The sequence below is a fragment of the Maribacter spongiicola genome, from assembly GCF_052119685.1.
GTDB classification, from domain to species: domain Bacteria; phylum Bacteroidota; class Bacteroidia; order Flavobacteriales; family Flavobacteriaceae; genus Maribacter; species Maribacter spongiicola_A.
Genome location: NZ_JBGQOO010000010.1, coordinates 116,823 through 142,033 on the forward strand (window position 1 = coordinate 116,823; position 25,211 = coordinate 142,033).

Annotated in this window: 23 protein-coding genes and 1 tRNA gene; 13 read left to right on the forward strand and 11 right to left on the reverse strand. The window is 34.7% G+C overall.

Going from position 1 to position 25,211, the window contains the following annotated elements:
- Window positions 1-108: 108 nt before the first annotated feature.
- Window positions 109-558: an Lrp/AsnC family transcriptional regulator gene (locus tag ACEN2N_RS14520; RefSeq protein WP_441825002.1), complete on the reverse strand. Its 450-nt coding sequence runs from the start codon at window positions 556-558 to the stop codon at window positions 109-111.
- 116 nt (window positions 559-674) lie between these two features.
- Here ACEN2N_RS14520 and ACEN2N_RS14525 point away from each other — a divergent pair, with 116 nt between their 5' ends.
- The 6 genes from ACEN2N_RS14525 to ACEN2N_RS14550 all read left to right on the forward strand — a co-directional run bounded on the left by ACEN2N_RS14525 (window position 675) and on the right by ACEN2N_RS14550 (window position 9,609).
- Window positions 675-1,064, forward strand: coding sequence for a hypothetical protein (locus tag ACEN2N_RS14525; protein WP_133686800.1), 390 nt, complete (start codon window positions 675-677; stop codon window positions 1,062-1,064).
- Between the two features lie 85 nt (window positions 1,065-1,149).
- A complete protein-coding gene (gene purU / locus ACEN2N_RS14530; RefSeq protein ID WP_441825003.1) occupies window positions 1,150-2,001 on the forward strand; it encodes a formyltetrahydrofolate deformylase in 852 nt (283 codons plus the stop codon).
- A gap of 31 nt (window positions 2,002-2,032) precedes the next feature.
- Entirely contained in the window at window positions 2,033-2,749 is a 717-nt protein-coding gene (locus ACEN2N_RS14535; RefSeq protein ID WP_441825004.1) for a DUF4197 domain-containing protein, read from the forward strand.
- Window positions 2,750-3,031: 282 nt separating this feature from the next.
- Window positions 3,032-4,492 carry a helix-turn-helix domain-containing protein gene (locus tag ACEN2N_RS14540; RefSeq protein ID WP_441825005.1) on the forward strand — a complete coding sequence of 487 codons (1,461 nt, stop codon included), beginning with the start codon at window positions 3,032-3,034 and terminating at the stop codon, window positions 4,490-4,492.
- Between the two features lie 305 nt (window positions 4,493-4,797).
- Window positions 4,798-8,007 carry a SusC/RagA family TonB-linked outer membrane protein gene (locus ACEN2N_RS14545; RefSeq protein ID WP_441825006.1) on the forward strand — a complete coding sequence of 1,070 codons (3,210 nt, stop codon included), beginning with the start codon at window positions 4,798-4,800 and terminating at the stop codon, window positions 8,005-8,007.
- A gap of 6 nt (window positions 8,008-8,013) precedes the next feature.
- A complete protein-coding gene (locus ACEN2N_RS14550; protein WP_441825007.1) occupies window positions 8,014-9,609 on the forward strand; it encodes a SusD/RagB family nutrient-binding outer membrane lipoprotein in 1,596 nt (531 codons plus the stop codon).
- Between the two features lie 129 nt (window positions 9,610-9,738).
- On the opposite strand, the gene ACEN2N_RS14555 is transcribed toward ACEN2N_RS14550, so the two are convergent.
- Window positions 9,739-10,515 (reverse strand): alpha/beta fold hydrolase, encoded by a 777-nt coding sequence (locus ACEN2N_RS14555; RefSeq protein WP_441825008.1) that lies wholly within the window; start codon window positions 10,513-10,515, stop codon window positions 9,739-9,741.
- Window positions 10,516-10,740: 225 nt separating this feature from the next.
- Here ACEN2N_RS14555 and ACEN2N_RS14560 point away from each other — a divergent pair, with 225 nt between their 5' ends.
- Complete coding sequence (locus tag ACEN2N_RS14560; RefSeq protein ID WP_441825009.1) at window positions 10,741-10,932, forward strand: hypothetical protein; 192 nt, start codon at window positions 10,741-10,743, stop codon at window positions 10,930-10,932.
- On the opposite strand, the gene pyrF is transcribed toward ACEN2N_RS14560, so the two are convergent.
- The 6 genes from pyrF to ACEN2N_RS14590 all read right to left on the reverse strand — a co-directional run bounded on the left by pyrF (window position 10,924) and on the right by ACEN2N_RS14590 (window position 17,963).
- Window positions 10,924-11,745, reverse strand: a complete 822-nt coding sequence (gene pyrF / locus ACEN2N_RS14565) for an orotidine-5'-phosphate decarboxylase (RefSeq protein WP_441825010.1) — start codon at window positions 11,743-11,745, stop codon at window positions 10,924-10,926. The two genes, ACEN2N_RS14560 and pyrF, sit on opposite strands and share 9 nt — an antisense overlap.
- 3 nt (window positions 11,746-11,748) lie before the next feature.
- Window positions 11,749-12,825 (reverse strand): peptide chain release factor 1, encoded by a 1,077-nt coding sequence (gene prfA / locus ACEN2N_RS14570; protein WP_423998336.1) that lies wholly within the window; start codon window positions 12,823-12,825, stop codon window positions 11,749-11,751.
- Window positions 12,826-12,932: 107 nt separating this feature from the next.
- Window positions 12,933-13,886, reverse strand: coding sequence for an FAD:protein FMN transferase (locus ACEN2N_RS14575; RefSeq protein ID WP_423998334.1), 954 nt, complete (start codon window positions 13,884-13,886; stop codon window positions 12,933-12,935).
- A 122-nt stretch (window positions 13,887-14,008) separates the two neighbouring features.
- A complete protein-coding gene (locus ACEN2N_RS14580; protein ID WP_441825011.1) occupies window positions 14,009-14,452 on the reverse strand; it encodes a ubiquinol-cytochrome c reductase iron-sulfur subunit in 444 nt (147 codons plus the stop codon).
- A 52-nt stretch (window positions 14,453-14,504) separates the two neighbouring features.
- Window positions 14,505-15,683, reverse strand: coding sequence for an AIR synthase related protein (locus ACEN2N_RS14585; protein ID WP_441825012.1), 1,179 nt, complete (start codon window positions 15,681-15,683; stop codon window positions 14,505-14,507).
- A gap of 93 nt (window positions 15,684-15,776) precedes the next feature.
- The gene (locus tag ACEN2N_RS14590) at window positions 15,777-17,963 is read right to left on the reverse strand and encodes a glutamine synthetase III family protein (RefSeq protein WP_441825013.1); all 2,187 of its coding nucleotides are present in this window, start codon (window positions 17,961-17,963) and stop codon (window positions 15,777-15,779) included.
- A 186-nt stretch (window positions 17,964-18,149) separates the two neighbouring features.
- Between ACEN2N_RS14590 and ACEN2N_RS14595 the strand changes: the two genes are divergently transcribed.
- Window positions 18,150-19,172: a glutamine synthetase beta-grasp domain-containing protein gene (locus tag ACEN2N_RS14595; RefSeq protein WP_441825014.1), complete on the forward strand. Its 1,023-nt coding sequence runs from the start codon at window positions 18,150-18,152 to the stop codon at window positions 19,170-19,172.
- A gap of 84 nt (window positions 19,173-19,256) precedes the next feature.
- Here the strand turns inward: ACEN2N_RS14595 and ACEN2N_RS14600 are convergent, their stop codons facing one another.
- Window positions 19,257-20,195: a calcium/sodium antiporter gene (locus ACEN2N_RS14600; protein ID WP_441825015.1), complete on the reverse strand. Its 939-nt coding sequence runs from the start codon at window positions 20,193-20,195 to the stop codon at window positions 19,257-19,259.
- A 123-nt stretch (window positions 20,196-20,318) separates the two neighbouring features.
- Between ACEN2N_RS14600 and ACEN2N_RS14605 the strand changes: the two genes are divergently transcribed.
- Window positions 20,319-21,047, forward strand: coding sequence for a hypothetical protein (locus ACEN2N_RS14605; RefSeq protein ID WP_441825016.1), 729 nt, complete (start codon window positions 20,319-20,321; stop codon window positions 21,045-21,047).
- A gap of 508 nt (window positions 21,048-21,555) precedes the next feature.
- Window positions 21,556-21,708, forward strand: coding sequence for an SsrA-binding protein (locus tag ACEN2N_RS14610; protein WP_441825017.1), 153 nt, complete (start codon window positions 21,556-21,558; stop codon window positions 21,706-21,708).
- Here ACEN2N_RS14610 and ACEN2N_RS14615 read toward each other — a convergent pair.
- A complete protein-coding gene (locus tag ACEN2N_RS14615; protein WP_441825018.1) occupies window positions 21,705-22,217 on the reverse strand; it encodes an adenine phosphoribosyltransferase in 513 nt (170 codons plus the stop codon). The two genes, ACEN2N_RS14610 and ACEN2N_RS14615, sit on opposite strands and share 4 nt — an antisense overlap.
- Window positions 22,218-22,293: 76 nt before the next feature.
- Between ACEN2N_RS14615 and ACEN2N_RS14620 the strand changes: the two genes are divergently transcribed.
- Both ACEN2N_RS14620 and ACEN2N_RS14625 read left to right on the forward strand, forming a co-directional pair.
- Window positions 22,294-22,367: transfer RNA gene (locus ACEN2N_RS14620), tRNA-Arg, on the forward strand.
- A gap of 367 nt (window positions 22,368-22,734) precedes the next feature.
- Window positions 22,735-23,391 (forward strand): recombinase family protein, encoded by a 657-nt coding sequence (locus ACEN2N_RS14625; protein ID WP_441825019.1) that lies wholly within the window; start codon window positions 22,735-22,737, stop codon window positions 23,389-23,391.
- Between the two features lie 67 nt (window positions 23,392-23,458).
- On the opposite strand, the gene ACEN2N_RS14630 is transcribed toward ACEN2N_RS14625, so the two are convergent.
- On the reverse strand, window positions 23,459-23,845 hold the full coding sequence (locus tag ACEN2N_RS14630; protein ID WP_437369223.1) for a hypothetical protein: 387 nt from the start codon (window positions 23,843-23,845) through the stop codon (window positions 23,459-23,461).
- 155 nt (window positions 23,846-24,000) lie between these two features.
- Here ACEN2N_RS14630 and xerA point away from each other — a divergent pair, with 155 nt between their 5' ends.
- Window positions 24,001-25,092, forward strand: coding sequence for a site-specific tyrosine recombinase/integron integrase (gene xerA, locus ACEN2N_RS14635; RefSeq protein WP_441825020.1), 1,092 nt, complete (start codon window positions 24,001-24,003; stop codon window positions 25,090-25,092).
- Window positions 25,093-25,211: the final 119 nt, after the last annotated feature.

A 25,211-nucleotide genomic window follows, 5' to 3' on the forward strand; every position in this document is an offset into this window, starting at 1 on the left:
CCATCAAAAATCTAGCCAAAACAATTTTCTAGAAAATGTCTTTTGTAAAATAAATGTATCTGATTAAAATCAACATTTAAAGCTAATCAAAACTAGGATACAAAACAGCTATTTTATTTTATGCATTGGCGCATTAGAAATTACCTGCGATAAAACTATATGCGTTCTTGTTTCTCCGTATTGAATGAGCTGATCTATAAACCTTTCTAAATGAAACTGATCTTTTAGAACCACCTCCATTACTATATTCTCATTACCCGTAATTCTATAGCAATTGATGACTTCTTGCAAGTTTGGTACAACCGCTAAAAAGGGTTTCAATTTACCCATAAATGCCCTTAAAGTAATAATCGCTTTTAACTGGTGCCCCGTAAGCGCATGAGATACTTTAGCCTTATAACCGAGTATAATACCAAGGTCTTCCATTTTCTTTACTCGTTCGGCCACCGCGGGCGCCGTAAGCCCTACGGTACGACCAATGTTTGCAAAAGATTCTCTTGCATTATCTTGCAACTGTTTCAGTATTTTCCAGTTAAGCTCATCTATCTTTGGATTCAAAAGTATTTTCGTTTAAATATTTATTATCAATGGTAAAAATACAAATTACATTTATAATCAATAGAAAATTTTCAAATAACTAACGTAATTTTATATAGCAATAACAACACCCCACAATGGCATATAGAAGTCTTAGACATTTGCCTATTTATAGGAAAGCATTGGAACTCTGCACAATGAGCAGAGAGATTGCTTCGTACGTATCTTTCAATAAAGATTTAATGCGACTTTGCGAATCCAAAAGTCTAAGAGATATTATGGCTAATTCTATCTTGACCGATTCAATATTAATACCCCAAAAAATCGCTCAAGTAGAATATTCTCAATGTAGTAATGAACGTTTAGAAACAATTTCATACATCAATATTATCATAAGAAACATAAATTCTTATTGTATGGGATTAGAGAAGCATGGTGTAAAAGAAACTGAGTACATTAATTTGCTTAGAAAAGAGATAAAGAGTTTTAGAAAGTCATATAAAGCTTGGAAATCTGACCACTTATAATCGCCTTATTATCACCCTTATTTACTGGTAACAAGTCCAATTTTAAAAATTATGGTCTATTTTTGAGGCTATAATTATTTTTGCATTGAAAACAACTATTCTAGTCAATTGCCCAGATCAAGCTGGCATTATAAGCACCGTCACCGGTTTTATTCATAAAAATAAAGGGAACATCGTCTACCTTGACCAACATGTAGACAAACCGGCAAACGTATTTTTCATGCGTACCGTGGTCGAATTTGAAGACGATTATGCCGACTTAGATCATTTTAAAACTTTATTTGAAAATGAGTTAGCTACCACTTACCAAATGGAATGGAGTTTACACACTGACGATAAGTTACCTAAAATGGCAATATTTGTATCTAAGTATAACCATTGCTTGTACGATTTACTAAGCAGATACCGTTCTGGGGAACTCGCGGTAGAAATACCTTTTATTCTAAGCAACCACAACGATTTAAAATACATAGCAGACCAGTTTGAAATTCCTTTTTTTCACATTCCGTTTTCAAAAGAAAATAGAACTAAAGCAGAAAAAGAGCAACTAGCCCTACTAGAAAAATATGAAGTCGATTTTATAGTATTGGCTAGATATATGCAAATAGTAAGTGGTACGCTTATCAACAGGTTTCCAAATAAGATTATAAATATTCACCATTCGTTCTTACCTGCGTTCGCCGGAGCAAAACCATATCACGCGGCTTTTAAAAGAGGCGTAAAAATTATTGGTGCTACGAGCCACTATGTTACCGAAGAATTAGATGCGGGTCCTATTATTGAGCAAGATGTAACCACCGTAACCCACTCCCACTCCATTGAAGATTTTATTACCAAAGGAAGGGATTTAGAAAAAATAGTGCTTTCAAGAGGAGTAAAGCTTCATATTGCGCGCAAAACGATGGTGTACAACAATAAAACAGTGATATTCTCGTAAGTAAAGTAAACCCAATATAAATTATATTCTGATGATTAAAAAAGCAAGCTTGACCATATGCATGTTATTAGCCTTTTCATGTGCCGAATTACAGCAGGTAGTAAATCAATTACCGGGCTCAACCGAAGGTGTTCTAAGTGATGATGCCATTGCCAACGGATTAAAAGAAGCTCTTGACCAAGGTATAGAAAAGCAAGTAAGCAAATTAACCCAAACAGATGGTTTCTATAAAAATGAATTAGTAAAAATTCTTTTACCCGAAGATTTACAAAAGGTAGATAAAACATTACGTGATATAGGGTTAAGTAATTTAGCAGATGAGGGGCTAAAAGTTTTAAACAGAGCAGCAGAAGATGCTGTATCCGAAGCGACACCAATATTTGTAAATGCAGTAAAAGAGATGTCATTTGCAGATGCAAAGAATATTCTTTTAGGTAGTAACGATGCAGCTACAACTTACTTAGAGACAAAGACTACTTCTGAATTGTATGCAAAATTCAACCCGGTAATAAACAACTCGTTCAAAAAAGTAGGTGCCGATAAAATATGGAGCTCTATAATTACAAAATATAATGCCATTCCACTTACAAATAACATTAATCCCGATTTGACCGATTATGTTACTAGGGAGGCACTTGCTGGTGTTTACAAAATGATCGCCGTAGAAGAGGAAGAAATTAGAACAAAATATTCATCTAGAACTACAGATGTGCTTAGAAAAGTATTTGCGCTTCAAGATAAAAAGTAGATTTTTAACAGACGCTACAATAATTTAATTAATTATGCGTTAAAAATTAAGGAACTCTATTAAAACATTCATTTTCAATTTTTTGAGTTAGTTATTTTTTGAGTTAGTTAGTTATTTAAAAACCGGTGGGAGCACCGGTTTTTTTGTTTTATAATTGTAAAAAAAGCAATAGTTTTACCATTAATATAACTTTTGAAGTTAAGTTTTAAATTTTCTAGAGCATCCCCCGTCTTTATTACCCGACTTAATTATTTGAGTTATTAATATCCTAAAACGTTATTGGTGCCTACAAAAAACTATTTATCAGTAATCATATTATTCTTACTCATCTCTGCAACTCCGCAATTAGTAGCAGCAAATTTAATAGATTGCGATCAAGCATCTGTTACACTTTCTACTATCCAGGTGAATGAATATACCGCTGAAGACTTCTACATTTTAGGTGTATGTGAATACAAAAGCAAAAATTTTGAAAAAGCTTATGATTATTTTATTTCCGCAAAATCATTAGGTTTTGCGAATGTAGATTCACTACAGTCATATTTAATTGAGTGCAGAAAAAAAATAATCAATATACCGGTAAATGAAGACTCTGTTTTAAAAAATGACGATCAAGTAGCTATTATCAATTACAAACATAAAGTTCAAGTATATCTACTTAATATTATCTTCATTCTAATAGCTATTATTGGGTTAATAACGTCGGGTTATATTTTCTATAAACATAGGGCAACCAAAAGTAATATTTTCTTATCCATCCTTCTTTTCGCCATATCACTAGCATTGATTGAACTAGTATTATACTGGCAAGATTTTTTTGCATATTCACCCTCCGTTTCCATTTATAGAGTTCTATTTTTCTTATGGGCACCCTCATTATATTTATATCTTAAAACGAAATACCTCGGTGTTTCCATAAAAAGAAAAGAACTTATTTTTCATTATTTAGCCTTCTTTTTGGTTTTGATTGCACTTGTCATATTCGGCAATTTTTATGATAGCGTAAACGCTGAGACCAATCCCCTCTTAAATGCCCTAGATATAATAATGAACGATAATTGGATAAAAACCATACATCTATCTGCCTATCTAATACTTATAATTGCCGAATTTCAACTTAATAAAAAGCTGCTAGATCATAGTTTTAAAAATTGGATCCTAACCCTAATTGTATTTATTGTTATTTTAATCATGTTCTTAATAGCTAGAGCCGCTTTCGAACATATTTTTGTTTTTGATTACATTTCAAAATACTTTATTGCCGTTTACCTTATTCTGTTTATTGCTGTTTTAGAAATTCTTTTAGTTGTACAACCAAATGTCATTCTTGGTATTATCAACATTCCACAAGAAAATCAAAGAGACAATAAATATAAAAATTCTGGTCTTACAGAAAATATGAGCATCCAGGTGAAATCTCAATTACTTGATTTATTAAAAAATGATAAAATCTATTTAGATAACACACTTACACTATCCAAACTAGCACAAGTAATTAATGTAGATAAGTATAGTGTCTCTCAGGTTATAAATCAAGACTTAAATAAAAATTTCTATGAACTAATCAATGATTACAGAATAGAAGAAGCTGTTAACATAATTGAATCGAATCCAAAAAAACAGGTACTTGATTTAATATATGAATGTGGCTTTAATAACAAGGTTTCCTTTTACAAAGCATTCAAAAAAAGAATGCACATGACACCTAAAGAATACATAGAAAAACAATTTTCTAAGGTATAATTGTAATATTTACTTAATTCTACTAAAACTTTCACAATTCTACTTCCCGTTTTACAAAACATTTAATTACAGTTACTTACAAAAGTAGTAAAGGTAAATTTCAATCGGACCGCCATTAACTTAGGTCGGAATCTACCCTTTTAACACCCAACCCCATCTATTTTCGCACAAATTGTAAAGAGTCGGTTGACATCAAAGAAATTTCTTTTTTTGATCTCATTTAATAAGGATTAGCTGTCTAAAAAACCGACCGGCTCTTCTACATTTTTTACTAACCTTTTCTAACTAAAACTCAAATTAAATTTATGAGAACAAACGCGAGAAATTTTCTTACTCTGTTACTTTCTTTTGTAGCGTACATTAGTTTTGCGCAAGACAAAAGTATTACGGGTACAGTTATTGACCAAAACGGAATACCACTGCCAGGTGTATCCGTTTTAATTGTTGGCACAACAACAGGTGCACAAACAGATTTTGATGGCAAATATGGAATTAATGCTTCCGAAGGGCAGAAATTACGATTTAGCTATATCGGGCAAAAGACAACTACAGTACTAATTGGAGCTTCATCAACTATAAATGTAACCTTAGAAGAGGATGCACAAGCTTTAGAAGAAGTTGTTGTAACTGCTGCATTAGGTATTACACGTGAAAAGAAATCATTAGGTTACGCAACGCAAGAAGTTTCTGGCGATCAACTTTCTGAAACAAGAAACAGCAATGCCTTAAACGCTTTGAGTGGTAAGGTTGCAGGTGTTCAAGTTTCAAATGCCTCTGGTAGTTTAGGTGGATCTTCGCGTATTCTTATTAGAGGTGCAGGTTCTATCACACAAGAGAACAGACCTTTAATCGTAGTAGATGGTATTCCTTTAGATAATTCTAACTATAACACTACAAGCGCCCAAACTGGTGGTGGAGGTAGAGATTATGGTGATGCAGGTTTTGATGTTAATCCAGATGATATAGCCTCAATGAACGTGTTAAAAGGTGGTGCTGCATCTGCCCTTTATGGTTCAAGAGCGAGTAACGGTGTTATTTTAATTACTACAAAATCAGGTAAAAAAGGTAAAGCTGAAGTTGTTTTTAACTCTGGTATAACCTTCGACCAAGTAAACATTTTACCTAAAGTACAGAAATTGTATGGTGGTGGTGCAGGTGATGCTACTACTATTGGGCAATCTGGTTTTGGTCAGGCAACCATAAACGGCGTTACTTATGATGTAGCTGATTATGGTACTGATGAATCTTGGGGACCAAGATATGACTCTAATAGTAGAGTTCTTCATTGGGATGCTTTTGACCCGGAATTCGCAGAAGATTATTTACAGCCTAGAGCTTGGGTTTATCCTGATTACGATAAAGATGACTTCTTCAATACTGGTATTAGCTATAATAATGGTATTGCATTTTCTCAAGGTACTGAAAAGTCAACCATGAGAATGTCTTTAAATAACACTCAATCTACCGGTATTGTACCAAATTCAGAATTAAGCAAGACTACCGTAAACTTCAATGGTACTTCTCAATTAACTGATAGATTAAAAATGGATGCTTCTGTAAACTTGACAATAACCGATGGTTTTAATAGACCTGCAGTTGGCTATACAGGTGAAGGAGTAATTCAACAACTCTATCAGTTTGGCCAAACCCAATTAGATTACGAAAGATTAAAAAAGTATAAGTTAGCCGATGGTGCTCAACGTACTTGGAACAGGGTTTCTGCTGCAGACGGATCTGTTAGATATTCTGACAACCCATATTGGACATTGAATGAAAACACAGCAACAGACAAGAGAACTAGATGGTACGGTAACGTAGGTCTTCAATACAACATTACAGACAATTTATATGTTGTTGGTAAAATGTATGGTGATACGTATGATTTTAGAATAAACTCGCAAGTAGCAGTTGGATCTCAAGCTCAACCGTTCTATACTGAAATCGATAGAGATTTTCAAGAAATCAACTACGAAGGTCGTTTACATTTCGACAAAAACCTATTTAATGAAAAATTGAGCATAAATACTTTTGTTGGTTTAAACAGAAGAGACAATGAGTTTCATAGGATCACTGGCGAAACTTCTGGTGGCTTAGTAGTTCCTGGTTTGTACAACCTAAGTAACTCTGCAGACCCTGCACAGGTAACAGAGTTTGATTCAAGAAAAAGAGTAAACAGTTTATATGGTTCTGCTTCTTTCGGGTACAACAATTTTGCATATTTAACGGTAACCGGTCGTAACGATTGGTCTTCTACCCTACCTGCAGATAGCAATTCATACTTCTACCCTTCTGTAAGTGGTAGTATTGTATTCTCTTCATTTGTAGACGCAAACTGGTTATCATTTGGTAAAATAAGAGGTGGTTATGCTGAAGTGGGTAGTGATACCGATCCATACCAATTAGCGAATACCTATACTGGTTCTATTCCATTTTTAGGAAATGTACCTTTCGATTTGGGCAACACCAACAGAAACCCGGCACTATTGCCAGAGCAAAAGAAGACCTATGAAGTAGGTTTAGAAATGGCTTTCTTTAAAAATAGATTAAGTTTTGATTTTACTTACTACAACGAAGAAACTAGTGACCTAATTACACCTGTACAAATTGATCCTGCCACGGGCTTTACCGCTACGTTTACAAACGCAGGAAAACTACAGAACAAAGGTATAGAGGCATTGGTAACGATATCTCCGATAGAAACAAAAGATTTCTCTTGGGATGTGATTTGGAATTTCGCAAAAAATGACAATGAACTTTTAGAGATATTAGATGGTGTTGAAACACTTCAAATTGGTAGTTTCCCTTTTAACTCTGTAACTGTCAATGCGGTTGTTGGTCAACCTTATGGCATAATTAGAGGTACTAATTATGTTTTTGATGATCAAGGAAATAAAGTAGTTAATTCAAACGGAAGCTATGCTGAAACTCAGAATGTAGAAAACTTAGGTAGTGTTTTACCAGACTACACTATGGGATTCAGAAATAATTTCAAGTATAAAAATTTAAGCTTCGGTTTCTTAGTAGATGTTCAACAAGGTGGTAAATACCGATCATTAACCAACATGTGGGGTAACTATTCTGGTATTCTTGAACAGACTGCTGCAAATAACATTCGTGAAGAAGGTATTGTTCTACCAGGTGTTACAGGTACAGTAACTTATGATGCAGATGGTAATTACACAGTAAGTAATACCGCTACCAATACTCAAGTAATACCTGCTCAACAATATGGTACAGACTTCTTCTTTGGCAATGATGCACAAAATGTCTTTGATGCTGATTACATTAAACTAAGAGAGGTTTCTTTAGCGTATACGTTACCAACAGATTGGTTCGAAGATTTTGCTGCTATAACCGTATCTGCATTTGGTAGAAACTTAGGTGTTTGGGGCTTGGACAACGAAAATTTTGACCCAGAAGTTGCTACATCAGGTAGTGGTAACATACAAGGTTCTGAAGGTGGTTCTCTACCTTCAACTAAAAGCTACGGATTGAATGTTCAATTAAAATTCTAAAAAAAAATGAAAAATAAATTTATCATATTATGTATGTCATTATTGGTTTCAGGATTCTATTCCTGCGATGATGGCTTAGAGGATCTAAACAGTAATCCTAATGAACCTGAGGTAGTACCTACCAACAATATTTTTGCATATTCTACAAAAAGATTTACTGATTTTAGTAGAGACGCATTTAATACAGGTAGATTAACCTTACCATGGATGCAATATTGGGGTCAAACGGCATACGCCGATGAGGATCGTTTCCTATACAGAGAAACGGCTGCGCAAAGTATTTACCAAAACACGTATTTAGTAGCGACCGATTTGAAAGCAATTTTAGATCAGAATACTAATCCTGAGACTAGAGATGGTGCGGCTGCTTACGGTAATAACGACAATCAAATTGCCGCTTCTAGAATTATGCTTTCTTATATGTTCTATGAGCTTACCAATTTCTTTGGCGATATACCTTACTACTCTTACGGTACAGAAAACGAAAGTTTTCAAGCTTTATCGGTAAACAATAGTTCCTCTCCGGTATTTGCATCTCAAGAAGATATATATACCGATATTTTAAAAGAATTAAGAGAATCAGCCGACATGATCAACCCTAACGAGCCTGCCTTCATTAGTGGAGACAATATTTTCAATGGGGATGCTGAAAAATGGAGAAGATTCGCAAACTCATTAAGAATGAGAGTTGCCAATAATCTTAGAGGTGTTGATTTAGCGACTGCCAATGCTGAAATAGATGATGCTATTGCCGATGGTGTAATGCAATCTAATGATGACAACGCAGCGCAAACATATGCTACTGCAGATGACAATGCTTCTCCTTTATGGATCGCACATATCACTAGAACAGATTTTGCTGTTGCAGCACCATTTGTTCAGTTATTAAAAGGTGAGAAAGGAAATTTTGGTCCGGATCCTAGATTATTCGAAATGGCTGCACCTATTAGTGCTTCTATTGATGAAGTTAAAAACGGTACTTACGAAAGAAGCGTTAATTATGATGATTACCTTGGTATACCGTATGCTTTTAGAAATACAAACTTCTTAGATCGTACTACCTATTCATTTATGAGTAGCAAAGTACTTAAACCAGATTACAAAGAGGTTTTAATGGAGTATGCCGAAGTTCAGTTCATAATTTCTGAACGTAATGGTTTTGCTCAAGAAAATTATGTTAACGGAGTTACTGCTTCTATGGAAAGATGGGGGGTTGACCCTGCTGAAATTACTAGCTTTGTTTCTAATCTTCCTGCAGCTTCTCAGGAAACTGTATTAAATCAGAAATACATTGCTTTGTACATGCAAGCTCACCAAGCGTACGCAGATTACAGAAGAACTAGTTTCCCTAATACTATAGTATTGCCTGGCGAAACTGTCCAATTACCTGCGGAGCAGATTGCTGGTTTAGCACCTGATAACAGAGTGGAATCGTATATATTCGAAGCAGGACCGGTTGATCCTTCTGTAACAGAGATACCTTTTAGATTAAGGTACCCACAAATTCTTCAAACTTTAAACGGAACGAACCGTAGCGAAGCAGTAGCAAAATTACCGAATGGCGATTTAATTACAAGCAAGTTATTTTGGGACGTAAATTAATGAATTAAGTACAGTTGAGTTAGTTGTTCAAGGCCGGTTTCTACCGGCCTTTTACTTTTATAAAAACTAAAAGAGGAAATTATTTTTTAAAGAAATGAACAATTAATAATTCAAATAAACATTTATTTATTAGCCTTTTAAATATTTAATTACCTCTTCATTAAAAAACATAGGTTGTTCTACGTTAACTACATGACCACAATCTTCAACTACTATAAGTTGAGAACTTTCATGGAGTTTTACAATTTTACGAATACTAGGTAAAAACAAATAATCTTCTTCACCCATTACATATAAGGTTGGAATTTTAATATCGGCAGAACGAAAAAAACGTAATAATGGATTTATCTCTGACGTAAGTTTAAACCAACGAATAAATTCTTTTTGGTACAATTTCTTTGCTTCGCGAACAAATAGTAATCTAGACTCCCTATGGTTCCTATTCGGCATTATAATAATGGCAAAGAATTTATATAGCCATAAGTAAGGTATAACCGTTTTAAAAACAACACCAAGTTTTATTAATATTTGAGAACGTAAATTTAGTTTCATTATAGCACCGCCCATAACCATACTCTCTACTCGCTCAGGATGATTTTCTGCTAAATTGCGAATAAGTATAGTACCTAACGAAATACCAACAAAGTGCGATTTATCAATCTTTTCATGATCAATTACCTCAACAATATCATTCGAAATAACGTCGAAAGTATACTTCTCATCAAAAACATTCTTTAAACTAGGTTTAGAATTGCCATGACCTCTTAAATCGAGTAGCAATACATTAAAGTGTTTCTTGAACTCGCGTATTTGCTTGTACCAAATAGAAGAACTACCACCAGCACCATGAACGAACGTGACCCATTTAGAAGATGATTTATGCCGGTAAGTTATATAGTGAAGCAACTTAATGTCTCTTTAAAAAACAGTTAATCTACAATGTATCGATTCTTTTTCAATTATTGGTTTAGGATAATCAAAATTCACATAAAATGAATAGTCTTTTCAATATTCGTCTACAATACTGTTAAAAAAAAGACATATTACCTAATAATTAGTTGTACAGCTTAGTATACCAACGTCCAAAACTTAAATCTGAACGTATATTTGTAAGAACACAAATCTAGTATAATGAACAAGCAGTATTGTAAAGTAGGATCAGTAACACCAATAGAGGCAAATAATGATATTATTAGCTTATTGGAGTACCAATATCAAATATTTTTAGAAAAAGCTTCTAACATTCAAGCGAATACACAATTAGGAGAGTTTTTTGAGTCTAAAGCACAGAAAATTAAAAGAACGTTAGAAGAATTAGTTTAATCTTTCTAGCTCTTTCTTCATTTCTTGCTGTAATTCTTTAGCCTTAACCTTGGCTGCATCTGCAAAATTTTCTTGATCAGATGCATAAATTATTCCGCGAGATGAATTAATTAGTAGACCAATATTTTTGGTCATACCATATTCACACACATCTTTTAGGCTACCCCCTTGTGCACCAACTCCTGGCACAAGCAAGAAACTTTCAGGTACAATTTTTCGAATCTCTTTAAGATATTCTGCTTTGGTAGCACCTACAACATACATTAAATTCTCGGCACCTTTATAGGTTGTCGACACAGACAGTACTTCTTTATAAAACTCTTTACCTTCTATCTTTTTTGTCTGAAAATCAAAAGCACCTCCGTTAGACGTTAATGCCAAAAGAATGGTATGCTTGTTCTCAAAAGCTAAAAAAGGCTCAACAGAATCGCGCCCCATGTACGGAGCGATAGTAATAGAATCGAAATTTAAATCTTCAAAAAATGCCTTCGCATATCTTGTAGAAGTATTACCGATATCTCCGCGTTTTGCATCGGCAATAGTAAAAATATCAGGATAATTGTTATTTAAATATTTAATCGTTTTACGTAAAGCAGACCAGCCTTGAACACCATATGCTTCATAAAAAGCGATGTTTGGCTTATATGCAACACATAACTCATGAGTTGCATCGATAATAGCTTTATTGAATGAGAATATAGGATCTTCCTCTTCCAATAAAAAAGCTGGAATCTTCTCTAAATCGGTATCGAGACCAATGCACAAAAAAGATTGTTTTTTATGAATTTGGGCAACTAATTCTTGTGTGGTCATATATTAAAAAATCTCAGAGGCTTCCTTTAATCTCTCTGTATTATCTACAAAACTTAATTCATCTATAATTCTCTGAATATCACCATCGATAATATTAGACAAATCATATAACGTTAATCCGACTCGGTGGTCAGTTACCCTACCTTGTGGGTAATTGTATGTTCTAATTTTAGCAGAACGGTCACCACTACTTACTTGAGAATTTCGCTTAGCAGCATCTTCTTCTTGTTTCTTTGCTAATTCCATATCATATAATCTGGAACGCAATACTCTAAATGCCTTGTCTTTGTTTTTATGTTGAGATTTTTGATCTTGACACTGCGCTACCAATCCGGTTGGGATATGCGTTAAACGAACTGCTGAATAAGTTGTATTCACCGACTGACCACCAGGACCAGATGAGCAGAAAAAATCTATACGTACATCTTTAGGTTCTATTTGCACATCAAACTCTTCGGCCTCTGGCAAAACCATAACCGTAGCAGCACTAGTATGTACTCTACCTTGAGTTTCTGTTTGTGGTACACGCTGTACACGGTGTACACCAGCTTCAAATTTTAATGTACCATAAACATTGTTACCGGTAACTTCGAACTGAATTTCTTTATATCCGCCATTAGTACCTTCACTCAGGTCGATTACATTAGTTTTCCATCCTCTAGACTCACAGTATTTAGTATACATTCTAAAAAGATCACCAGCAAAAATACTAGCTTCATCACCACCCGTTCCTGCTCTTATCTCAACAACTACATCTTTTGCATCTTCCGGATCTTTAGGAATCAACATGAGCTTTATATCCTCTTCAAGTTTTGGTATAGCACCTTTAGCCTCCTCCATTTGCATTTTTGCCATCTCTAGCATTTCTGCATCACTACCATCAGCAATAATTTCTTCAGCCTCCGCGATATTATTGGTCAACTCAAGGTATTCTTCTCGTTTTTCCATTAAATCCTTAAGATCCTTATACTCTTTTGTGAGTTTCACATATCTTTCCTGATCGGTAATAATATCCGGTTGAATTATAAGGTCTGAAACCTCATCAAAACGTTGTTTTACGATGTTTAACTTGTCTATCATATGCTTACTTCACTTGTATGGCAAATTTACAATAAAATTACAGACACACTAAAGTGTTTATTATGGTATGAATTAAAAAATAAGAATGTGTTTCTTTAAAAGAAAAGCTAGTTTAGCAAGATGCCATTGCTTTTATGCATTTTATTGGTGCTGTCTACAATGATTACCTCTGTATCGCCCAGTTGATTGATAAGCGCAAGCCCTGCATCGATACCCATTACAAATACTGAAGTAGCTAATGCATCTGATGTTTCGGCACTTTTAGCAAAAACCGACACACTAAGTATACCCGTCGCCGGATAACCCGTTCTCGGATTTAAAATATGAGTGTATTTTTCATTGCCCGATAGTATAAAATTACCGTCGCTACCAGTAGTAGCAACCGATGATTCAAGAATCGGTATCCAAGAAGATATGCCGCCTTTTTGATCAGGGTTCACCACCCCTATAAGCCACTTATCTCCCGTCACTTTTGTACCCCATGTGGTAATATCGCCATCTATATTGATGATACCCGCCTTAACCTCATTAGAAACTAACAAAGCTTTTACCTTATCTGCCGCAAAACCTTTACCGATACCACCAAAAGAAATACGCATTCCCTTTTTACTCAAGTAAACCGTTTGCTCTTTGCTATCTAGAATAATATTCTTGTATCCGATTTTTTGCTTTATAGATTTAACATCGTTCGAGGTAGGCATGGCTTCCATACTACCATCTAATTTCCAAATATCGTTCAATGCCGTAAATGTAATATCAAAGGCACCATCAGTTATTTCGGATAATAAAATGGATCGCTCTATTAATTTATAAAGCTCCCAACTTACAGGTACAGGCTTAATACCTGCATTTTTATTAATTAAACTAGTTTCGGATTCCTCATCCCAAGAAGAAATTAATTTTTCGATTCTTTGCACTTCTGCCAAAGCCTCTTGTATATAAATATAACCCAGCTCTTCATCTTCAGAAATTACCGTGATATCGAAATCGCCACCCATTACCTCGTACGATTTTTTTACCGTTACATACTTTTTCTCTTGACCGTACGCAAAGCAGGTCATTAGACATAATATTAAGGCATAAATCTTTTTCACTTATTTCTCTAATTGGGGATACATATGAACATAAAGAATAAATAAGTTAGGTTGGTGTAGTTGTGGTTTAATGATATGTTGCGCGATGATTATTCAAAAACACGCAATATAGAACCCTCAAGGCTGGTATTGTAAATTTTTAATGCCTTAGATGTGCTGTTCGGAATTTCATTTAACGGCGTACCAGTTTGAGAAAATTTAGATCCGTGAACATCGCAATAGAAAATACCACCATCTTGATTTACAAAACGTACTTGATCATATTGCTCATGGCTACAAATTTGAGTTGCAGCAACAAATTCACCTTCTAGGTTTTTAACAACAACCACTAAATTTTTCAGAATAAAGCCACCATTATTTGCAAGCTTTGCAGCTTCGGCAGACTCAAGGTCTATTGTAAAATCTACATCTGTTGGTTGGGCTACAATATCACCTTCTACGTCACTATCTTTTGAACAGCTTCCTAAACAAGGAAAAGTAATTGCAAAGGCAGCACCCGCCCCAAGCGTTCGTAAAAATTCTTTTCTTTCCATAGCAAGATAGGTTTATACAAAAAGAACGATTTATTTACCCTAATCGTATACGTTAATACACAAAGGTGCCATACTTACTTGAAATTGTTAGTTTTTTAGAATCTGAAGCCTCTACCCTACCAATAATTTGGGCATTTACACCAAAACTCTTCGAGATTTCAATAATATCATTTGCGATATTTTCAGGAAGATAAAACTCTAATCTATGACCACAATTAAAAACTTTATACATCTCTTTCCAATCTGTACCAGACTGTTCTTGAATCAATTGAAAAAGTGGTGGCACATCGAATAAGTTATCTTTTACCACATGTAATTCATCAATAAAATGAAGGATTTTTGTTTGTGCCCCTCCACTACAATGAATCATTCCGTGGATTTCATTTGAACTATATTTTGAAAGTATTTTTTTAACGATAGGCGCATAAGTTCTCGTTGGCGACAGCACCAATTTACCTGCATCGATCGGCGAATTCTCGACCTTATCGGTCAACTTTATAGAACCAGAATAGACAAGATCTTTAGGTACTTCTGCGTCAAAACTTTCTGGAAATTTATCTGCCAAATAGTTTGAAAAAACATCATGTCGGGCAGAAGTGAGTCCGTTACTTCCCATTCCGCCATTATAGCCTTTTTCATAATTAGCCTGTCCAAAAGACTCTAGACCAACGATTACATCTCCTGCTTTTATATTCGCATTGTCGATAACATCGCTTCTTTTTAATCTAGCAGTAACTGTAGAATCTACAATAATGGTTCTCACCAAATCACCTACATCGGCAGTTTCACCACCCGTAGAGTGAATGGTAATACCAAACTCCCCTAAATCATTGATCAATTCTTCGGTACCGTTTATAATTGCCGATAGCACCTCACCCGGAATTTTATTTTTATTTCGTCCTATAGTAGAAGAAAGCATAATGTTATCGGTTGCCCCAACACAGATCAAATCATCAATATTCATAATCAAGGCATCTTGAGCAATACCTTTCCACACAGAGATATCCCCGGTTTCTTTCCAATACATATATGCCAAAGAAGATTTGGTGCCCGCACCATCTGCGTGCATTACCAAGCAATAATTTTCATCACCTGTTAAATAATCAGGGACTATTTTACAAAATGCCTTCGGAAAAAGACCTTTATCGATATTCTTGATAGCATTGTGTACATCTTCCTTTGAGGCAGACACGCCGCGTTGCTGATATCTTTCACTGCTTGATGTGGACATAACTTAAATTTGTGGCAAAAATAAGGGAATCATTAAAACTGCCACTGTTGTTCAGCTTAATATTCCCTCATTTTTTTTAATTATGAATTCGACTTACTCAATAAATAATAATTCTCTGTATTTTGTTAATGGCCACAGGTTATTGTCCATCAACTTTTCTAATTTATCGCTGTGCATTCTTATTTCTAAAAAATAAGGCTTTACATTATTGCAATAAGCATCTGCTTTCTTTTTCGTGTCTTTCATAGCATTTGCTTTTTTACGGGCATCTGCCATCGCGTCTACCATTTTCTTGATACCGACCACATGCTCTGCAATTTCTTCGATTATAGTTAATTGACCCTCAGAGAATTTTTTATGTGCAGCCCCATAGATTTCCTTTAAACCAGCAACATTTTTTATCAGCCTGTTTTGGTATTCTAAAGCTGCAGGCATAATGTAACCATAAACCAATTCATTATACACCCTACCCTCTATTTGTACATGCATAATATAATTTTCTAAATCTACTTCTTGGCGAGCGCTAATTTCAACCTCGCTCATTACGTTCATTGTCTCAAAAAGTGCAATACTCTCTTTAGAGGTTAATATTTCAAGAGCTTCAGGCGTATTTCTATTATTACTTAATTTTCTTCTTTTCGCCTCATTTTCCCAATCTGCACTGTAGCCATCACCATCAAAACGAATACGCTTCGATGTTTTTATATACTCACGAAGCACATTGAACACAGCTTCATCTTTTTTCAAGTTTTTTTTATCGATCAATATATCGACCTCTTTTTTAAAATCTCTTAATTGCTTAGCAACTATTGTATTTAAAACGGTCATTGGCTTAGCGCAATTTGTTTTTGCACCAACGCCACGCATTTCAAATTTATTACCTGTAAAGGCAAAAGGCGATGTTCTATTACGATCGGTATTGTCCATCAAAATTTCTGGAATCTTACCTACGACATTTAATTTCAGTTCTGTTTTTTCTTCTGGAGACAACTTACCTTTAGAAACCCCTTCTAACTCATCAAGCACACTACTTAACTGAGTACCAACGAAAATGGAAAAAATAGCTGGCGGAGCTTCATTTGCCCCCAACCTATAATCATTACCTGCCGATGCAATTGAAGAACGCAAAAGCTCTTCGTAGGTATCAACTGCTTTTATCGTATTAATAAAGAAAGTCAAAAATTGTAAGTTCTTCATCGGTGTAGAACCCGGACTCAATAAATTTACCCCGGTATCTGTAGCCAATGACCAGTTGTTATGTTTCCCAGAACCGTTAATACCAGCAAATGGCTTTTCATGAAACAGTACTTTAAAATGGTGCTTATCCGCAATTTTATCCATAACATCCATCAACAACAAGTTATGATCAATGGCAAGGTTGGCTTCTTCAAAAACAGGAGCCAATTCGAACTGATTTGGAGCCACTTCATTATGTCTTGTTTTCACCGGAATACCCAATTTGGTACATTCCTTTTCCAAATCGCTCATAAAACTTAATACACGACTCGGTATTACTCCGAAATAATGGTCATCTAACTGTTGCCCTTTTGCTGGGGTTTCACCCACCAAAGTGCGACCCGTCATCATTATATCTGGTCTAGAATAGGCAAGCGCTTTATCTATCAAAAAATATTCTTGCTCCCATCCTAAAGTTGCATTGACCTTGGATACGGTTTTATCAAAATACTTCGCAACAGCTGTAGCAGCATCATCAACTGCACTTAACGCTCTCAATAACGGAGCTTTATTATCTAAAGCTTCACCCGTATACGAAACAAAAATAGTGGGTATACATAAGGTAGTACCGTAAATAAATGCAGGAGAAGAAGGATCCCAAGCTGTATATCCTCTTGCCTCAAAAGTATTTCTAATTCCCCCACTCGGAAAACTCGAAGCATCTGGTTCTTGCTGAACTAATTGTCCGCCACCAAATTTTTCTAACGCCGTACCGTCAGGCAAAAGATCAAAAAAGGCATCATGTTTTTCTGCCGTTGAACCTGTTAAAGGCTGAAACCAGTGTGTATAGTGTGTAGCACCCATGGTAATTGCCCAACCCTTAATAGCTTCGGCAACCTGATCCGCAATTTTGCGATCAATTTTAGAACCCGAAACCATAGCACCTTTTAAACTTTCTAAAGCATCTTTGGTAAGATATTGTAACATCTTTTTTTGATTGAACACGTTGACTCCGAATAAGTCAGATCGTCTTCCTTTCTCCTCAATAGCAATACTAGTTCTCTTCTGGCTTTCGGCAATTGCGCTAAATCTTGATGATATCATATAGAAATACATTGTTAATTTGACAAAATTACGTTCAATAAATAGAAATATGATAAAATACCCGATAAAAAATAGGGGTAGATAACAATAACTTTAATTTTTAGAGATTTACCCCCTTAAAAATTCGTACAGATTGATAAAAAACATATTTTTGTTTGTCTTTTATTAAAAAATAACGAACACATTATGGCTAAAATTAAATTAGAATACATCTGGTTAGATGGATACTTTCCAACCCAAAACATGCGAAGCAAAACGAAAGTAGAAGAGCATGAAGATTTTAAAGGAACTATTGAAGAGTTAGGTAATTGGTCTTTTGATGGATCTTCTACTAGACAAGCTTCAGGTGGATCTTCTGATTGTTTATTAGTGCCGGTAGCTATTTACCCAGACCCAGACAGAATCAACGGTTATTTAGTAATGACTGAAGTAATGAATGCCGATGGAACACCTCACGTATCTAATGGAAGAGCAACCATCGATGACGAAGATGATGATTTCTGGTTTGGTTTTGAGCAAGAGTATTTTATTATGGATACTAAAACTCAATTACCACTAGGTTTCCCTATTGGAGGATACCCTGCGCCACAAGGTATGTACTACTGCTCAGTTGGTGGTCTACATACTCATGGTAGAGATTTAGTTGAAGAACATGCTGACTTATGTATCGAGGCAGGTTTAAACTTTGAAGGAATTAACCAAGAGGTTGCTTCTGGACAATGGGAATTTCAATTATTTGCAAAAGGTGCTAAAAAAGCAGGTGATGAAATCTGGGTAGCAAGATACCTTCTTGACAGATTAACCGAAAAATATGGTTACTACATAGAGTACCATCCAAAACCATTAGGAAAAGATATGGATTGGAATGGATCAGGTATGCATGCCAATTTCTCTAACACTGCTTTAAGAACTAGTGGTAGTAAAGAGGTATATGCAGCAATCTGTGAATCTTTTAGACCATTTGTAAAAGAACATATTGCGGTTTACGGTGAGTTTAACGACCAACGTTTAACAGGTTTACACGAAACTGCTTCAATTAATGATTTCTCTTGGGGTATTTCTGATAGAGGTGCATCTATTCGTATTCCAATAATCGCAGTACAAAAAGGTTATAAAGGATGGTTAGAAGATAGAAGACCAGCTTCTAATGGTGACCCATACAAAATTGCTGCTAGAATCATTAAAACTGTAAAAACAGCTAAATTCTAATACCAAATTAATTGTTGATTATACTAAAAACGCCTTGAACTTGTTCAGGGCGTTTTTTATTGGTTTAATATTTAAAACTTTTACTTACCCTATGGTAACATATATAAAGGATAAATAGACACCTATTAATATCAATCCATCTCTCCAACCCAAACGTAGTCCTTTAGGTACAAAAACTAATGGCAGAATAAGAAAAGATATTCCCAGCATCCAAAAAATATCATTTTTCAACAAACCTTGATCCATAACAGTAATATGGGTAATTATAGAAGTAATACCTAAAACTGCTAGTAGATTAAAAATATTAGACCCAATTAGATTCCCTAAAGAAATAGCTTTTTCTTTTTTTATGACGGCAATTATTGACGCTGCCAGTTCAGGAATACTTGTACCGACAGAAACAATCGTTATAGCTATTACACGCTCACTAACACCAAACATTGTTGCCATACCAACCGCTCCAGAAATTAATAGCTCAGATCCGCCCCAAAGCGCTCCGCCACCCAAACCTAAGAATAAAGCGGTTTTATACGTAGGCATCATAACATCTGGTTCATCTTCTTCATCGATAACCGCAGGCTTTTGAAAACGTAGCAGATATATCAAGAATAGAAAAAGAAAAACTACCATTATTATACCTTCATATTGCACGAGTACTCCGTCAAAATATATAAAGAAGAAAAATAGTAAAGAGGCGAGCATCATTACCGGCCAGTCTGTGGTATAGAAACTTTTACTGACATCGATAGGGCTCAATAAAATAGTAGTCGCAAGTACAAGACCAAGGTTAGCGATATTAGAACCTACCACATTACCAAGTGCCAAATCTGGAAATCCGTCCAAAGCTGCATTAATACTTACAATAAGTTCTGGTGCCGATGTTGCAAAAGACACCACGGTCATACCTATTACTATTTTCGGAATCTTAAGTTTCAATGATAAATCTACCGCAGCTTTCAACAACCAGTTTCCACCCGCTATTAATAAAATGAGTCCGCCAACTATAAATAAGAAATCTTGCATGAAAAGAATTTTGGTAAATATAATTAGAAGATACCTCTTGGCATATGACAAATGATGGTATAAATGAGCATCATCTCATTTTAATATCTAAATTTAATATGCTATTCTAAATACCCATTTGTTATGATGATCTTACTTACATTTCAAAAAAAAAATTCTATAAAACTTTTTATTTTACCTCTTGTGATTTTATGTTCACTCGGTTTCAAAACCAACGCTATTTTCCTATTGAACAGCCCAGTTATTAGCACCGTAGTAAAACAAACTATTGAAATAACTATTGACAAAAACACAACGGAGGTTGAATTAATAAATATCAAGACCCGACTTGCCAAAGAAAAATTTGATTTTTCATACACTAATGTCAGAAATGACAAATCGGAAATAAAAGATTTATCTATGGAAATTTCTGGAGGAAATAAAGCTATTGGAGAAGTTCGTAGTCGATATAAATCTTCATCTGACAACGATACTATTGACCCCATCTATATTCTAATAGACACTATTACAAATACCATATCAATTAAGAATGCCAGTGGAAATCAAAAAATCACCACTTCTAGTAGCACTGAAAATGCAAAAAACAAGAAATTTTTAATCAGTACATCAACAACTGGCGATTATGACATTAAAATATCTGAAGAAGAAGAAAATGGATTCAAATTCTCTAACCACGAAGAAACTAATGAGCCATTATTTTTTATTGATGGCATAAAGAGTGATTCGAAAACGGTTCATAATTTAAATGAAAGCACGATAGCTACCATGAATGTTTTAAAAGGAGATAGTGCCATGAAAAAATACGGGAAGGAAGCTAAAAACGGAGTAATTGAAATTATAACCAAAAAATAATTCTAAAACTCATTTTAAAACAATTTCACTTTCTAATATCGCCTAACTTCTACTTTTGCAAGAACGAAATGGTTCATTTTCACCATTTTCAGCAATATTGAGCCCTATAATTTCAAAAACCATCTAAAATACCACCTACAATTATGTTAATCTATAACCTATATGAATGTTGTGGTTCTAAAATGTAACTCTAGCCTAGGTGAACGGTAAAATAATGTAATTAATTCCATCAAAATACTTACATATTAGTATTCAAATGCAATATTTTAACATATTTCATTTGTAAGAAGTACACCACAACTATACCTTTCCGAAACAATCAAAATTTAATTCAACCACTTAAAACTAACTACTATGATTGCTTTAATAAAATTAATAATAGTCTTAATCTTAAGTATAATCATAACCTTGGTATATCAATAGCTATTTTAAAGATCTTTATACATAGAAGCTTAGCGACTTGATCAAATCGCTGTGTTATTTATGTATTTTTGTAAAAACTACTACTTTGAAAACCAAGTTATACCAACTAATTGCCAAGCTTAATAAAGCTTTATTACCCTCTTACAGCAAACAACGTTTAGATTTATCTAAAGCAAGTAAACTTCAAATGGCCCTAATCGGCTGGCGGTATTTCATTACCACAAAAGCATTAGACTAATATTTTATCAAAGATTTTACAGGGTAGTTACTTATTTTAGAATTGCCCTCAAGAAAAGTAAGCTCAATAAGAAAATTACATTGCACTATTACACCACCTAATTTTTCAATTAATTTACAAGCTGCACTTGCAGTGCCACCTGTTGCCAAAACATCATCGTGTATTAATACCCTATCGCCCTTCTTGATGCCATCAATATGAATCTCTAAGGTATCTGTGCCATATTCCAGGTCATATGTTTCACTAATGGTAGTAGATGGCAATTTGCCTGGTTTACGCACTGGCACGAATCCGGCATTGAGTTTTTCGGCTAAAATAGGTCCAAATATGAAACCTCTACTTTCCATACCTACCACTTTGTCTATTTTTTGTCCTTCTAATAAATGAAACAACGCGTTTGCCGTTTCTTTAAGAGCAGCTGGGTTTTGAAGTAACAAAGTGATGTCTTTGAAAATGACTCCTTCCTCCGGAAAATTAGATACATCTCTAATTAAGCTTTTAAAATTCATTTAATATTGTCTTCTTTATTTTGTGGTAAATGTAAAAAGAAATATATTTGCACCCCGTTAAGGGAAAAATCAAAATGGCCTCGTGGCGCAACTGAATAGCGCACTTGATTACGGCTCAAGAGGTTACTGGTTTGAATCCAGTCGAGGTCACTAGTAAAACCAGCACTTTCCAAAGCTTTTTGGAAATGCTGGTTTTTTATTTGCAGAAAATTTGCAGAAAAAATCGTTTTTATAAAAGAAATAATTGTTTTTGGAAATTAATTACCTATGTTCCAGAATGTCTTTTTTAATTGACTAAACAATTATTTTTAAAAAACACTTAAAGAAAAGTCCAAGCTGTGTATCCGAATCCCGTTTCGATTACGAAGTTAACTATATATCTATTTTTAAGGATTTACGGTTTATATAATCGACCGATTTATTGAACTTTTTAATCAAATCTAAATTCAAATAAATAGCGGTTCATTTTATCGGTATAATTTATTAGTTTATTTTTAGACCTATAAATATACTAGATATGCTTTTTGGTTATGTAAGGGTCAGCACCAAAACCCAAAATCCCAGTTTACAAATGGATGCACTTTTAAAAGAAGGTGTCACCGAGAAAAATATCTACAGGGATGTTTCCTCCGGCGCCAAGTCAGAACGCCATGATTTAGATCTGATGATTTCTAAACTTAGGGAAGGAGATACGGTAATCGTTTGGAAACTGGACCGAATTGCCAGGAGTATTTCCCACCTGTTAAAATTGGTCGATCAGTTCGAGAAACTTGGTGTTAAATTCAAGAGTATTAATGACCCGTTCATTGATACGACTTCTGCGCACGGCAAATTTATAATTACACTGTTCGGTGCCGTAGCCCAACTGGAACGTGATATAATTATAGAGCGGACCACTGCCGGTCTTAAGAGTGCAAGAAGAAGGGGTATACAACTGGGTCGTAAAAAGGGGCTTGGTAAAGAAGCTAAACAAAAGGCGATGCTGGCTGCAACATATTACCAAGAGAATAAATTGCCTATTGTCGACATCATGAAGTTGGTAGGTATTAAATCAAAACCTACCCTATATAAATATTTGGCTATTCAGGGCAGAAGAAATTGTAAGGAATGTGGAGTTGTATTCTGGGATCAAGCGCAAGATTTAGAAGATGCATATTGCAAACGACATTTGTAGATTCAGTGTTGATTCCGAAAACGCATAAAGAAAATCAGCAAAAAAGCAAACTTTTTTACGATCAGCCCTATAGCCCTACCGCCATATAGTCCTGCCAAGTAACCAAGACATACTTTTCTTTTCCGTTATCCTTCTTGCTCAAAAATCCGTATTCGTAAACAAATAGATATACCTCTCCTTTTTGATTTTTCCAATAGTGTGTTATAAATTTAGGATTAAATCCTAATTCCAATAACACATTAGACCGTATCGTTACCTTTCCTCCCTTGTTGTATTCCTTTAAAATCTTCCTATTGAGTTTTAGTTGATTGTCCACTTTGTTATAAAACCGTTCCGGGTTCTGTTTTTCCTTTTGGTACTGGTTGGCGCTCTTGCAGTGTAAGTTGCAATATTTTTTATCCGTTCTACCTGTAAGTTGCTTTTTACAATATATACATTCATGCTGTAATCTCATCCCTGTTAAATTTAAGTGGTTGTATATGCGAACATTATTCGCTTAAGGTACGATTAAATCAATTCTATCCTATAAATTGCCCTTTTATCCATTAATTCAATAGTATGGCTTCCTCTTATACAACGCATATAAAATCCATAACCTTATATCATCTTATGATCAAGGGCCAACAGATGATAGGCATCAAATTTTCTCCGGATAGGTTGATACAAAATTTAATCAAAGGTCTACCTGACCCCAGATGGAGTAAACGGTACAATATGGCCTATATTGAGAATACTAAAGCTAACCTTGGCATTATCTTTAACACATTTAAAGGTGAAGTTTGGATAAACTATAACCGATTCTTGACCAACAAACCATTAAAGACGACTAATGAGTCAATAGATGTGGAATGGTACCGCAATAGAAAACCCATACCCCAATTTAGATGTTGTCCCGAAGAGTACCTTCTAAAACTTGAACTAAAAAAATATGCCAATAGCACCGTGCGCACCTATGTTTCGTTCTTTGAAATGTTTATAAATCATTATAAGCATAAGGAACTGAACGCCATTAACGAAAGTGATATTAGAGCGTTTCTTCAAAAGCTTATTCATCGTAACGTATCCAATTCTTATCTAAACCAGGCAATTAATTCAATTAAATTCTATTATGAGGTGGTATTGGGCATGCCGAACCGATTTTATGAAATAGAACGTCCAAGAAAGGAGTCCAAGCTACCCAAGGTAATATCAAAGGAGGAGATCATTTCAATTATCGAGAACACCAATAATATCAAGCATAGGTGCATTGTAAAGCTTTTGTACAGTTCAGGTCTAAGACGGAGTGAACTTTTGAACCTTAAAATTTCGGATGTTGATAGTAAGCGAATGCTTGTAAGGGTAAAGGACGGCAAGGGCAATAAGGACAGGTATACCTTATTATCAAAATCCGCTTTGGATGATCTCCGTCTTTATTACAGAGAGTGGAAGCCGCAAGATTATTTATTCGAGGGAAGAAAGGCATCAAAATATACCGCAGAAAGTGTATTGAACATCGTTAAAAAATCAGCAGCAAAAGCAGGTATAAGAGATACCGTTACCCCACATGTATTACGGCACAGTTTTGCAACACATCTTTTGGAATCAGGTACAGATCTTAGACAGATTCAAGTGCTTTTAGGTCATAGCTCCAGCAAGACGACCGAAATATACACCCATGTGGCGACCAATACTTTTAAGAAAATTAAAAATCCATTAGATTAGTATTTCTAAAATAGAAATATAGTAACTTGTTACTATATACAACTTAAGTTTGATTCTCAGTAAATTGTTGATATAACTAGAAAGAACAAAAGAGAGAATTAAGGTTACTATATACGGTG

What these genes read in the sequence shown, in the direction of transcription:
- ACEN2N_RS14595 (WP_441825014.1), top strand. Translation starts at nt 18,150, where the DNA reads ATGGCTAAAATTAAATTAGAATACATCTGGTTAGATGGATACTTTCCA.
- ACEN2N_RS14580 (WP_441825011.1), bottom strand. Translation starts at nt 14,452, where the DNA reads ATGGAAAGAAAAGAATTTTTACGAACGCTTGGGGCGGGTGCTGCCTTT.
- ACEN2N_RS14605 (WP_441825016.1), top strand. Translation starts at nt 20,319, where the DNA reads ATGATGATCTTACTTACATTTCAAAAAAAAAATTCTATAAAACTTTTT.
- ACEN2N_RS14625 (WP_441825019.1), top strand. Translation starts at nt 22,735, where the DNA reads ATGCTTTTTGGTTATGTAAGGGTCAGCACCAAAACCCAAAATCCCAGT.
- ACEN2N_RS14575 (WP_423998334.1), bottom strand. Translation starts at nt 13,886, where the DNA reads ATGACCTGCTTTGCGTACGGTCAAGAGAAAAAGTATGTAACGGTAAAA.
- prfA (WP_423998336.1), bottom strand. Translation starts at nt 12,825, where the DNA reads ATGATAGACAAGTTAAACATCGTAAAACAACGTTTTGATGAGGTTTCA.
- ACEN2N_RS14630 (WP_437369223.1), bottom strand. Translation starts at nt 23,845, where the DNA reads ATGAGATTACAGCATGAATGTATATATTGTAAAAAGCAACTTACAGGT.
- ACEN2N_RS14535 (WP_441825004.1), top strand. Translation starts at nt 2,033, where the DNA reads ATGATTAAAAAAGCAAGCTTGACCATATGCATGTTATTAGCCTTTTCA.
- ACEN2N_RS14600 (WP_441825015.1), bottom strand. Translation starts at nt 20,195, where the DNA reads ATGCAAGATTTCTTATTTATAGTTGGCGGACTCATTTTATTAATAGCG.
- ACEN2N_RS14585 (WP_441825012.1), bottom strand. Translation starts at nt 15,683, where the DNA reads ATGTCCACATCAAGCAGTGAAAGATATCAGCAACGCGGCGTGTCTGCC.
- ACEN2N_RS14525 (WP_133686800.1), top strand. Translation starts at nt 675, where the DNA reads ATGGCATATAGAAGTCTTAGACATTTGCCTATTTATAGGAAAGCATTG.
- ACEN2N_RS14545 (WP_441825006.1), top strand. Translation starts at nt 4,798, where the DNA reads ATGAGAACAAACGCGAGAAATTTTCTTACTCTGTTACTTTCTTTTGTA.
- ACEN2N_RS14615 (WP_441825018.1), bottom strand. Translation starts at nt 22,217, where the DNA reads ATGAATTTTAAAAGCTTAATTAGAGATGTATCTAATTTTCCGGAGGAA.
- xerA (WP_441825020.1), top strand. Translation starts at nt 24,001, where the DNA reads ATGATCAAGGGCCAACAGATGATAGGCATCAAATTTTCTCCGGATAGG.
- ACEN2N_RS14560 (WP_441825009.1), top strand. Translation starts at nt 10,741, where the DNA reads ATGAACAAGCAGTATTGTAAAGTAGGATCAGTAACACCAATAGAGGCA.
- ACEN2N_RS14550 (WP_441825007.1), top strand. Translation starts at nt 8,014, where the DNA reads ATGAAAAATAAATTTATCATATTATGTATGTCATTATTGGTTTCAGGA.
- ACEN2N_RS14590 (WP_441825013.1), bottom strand. Translation starts at nt 17,963, where the DNA reads ATGATATCATCAAGATTTAGCGCAATTGCCGAAAGCCAGAAGAGAACT.
- pyrF (WP_441825010.1), bottom strand. Translation starts at nt 11,745, where the DNA reads ATGACCACACAAGAATTAGTTGCCCAAATTCATAAAAAACAATCTTTT.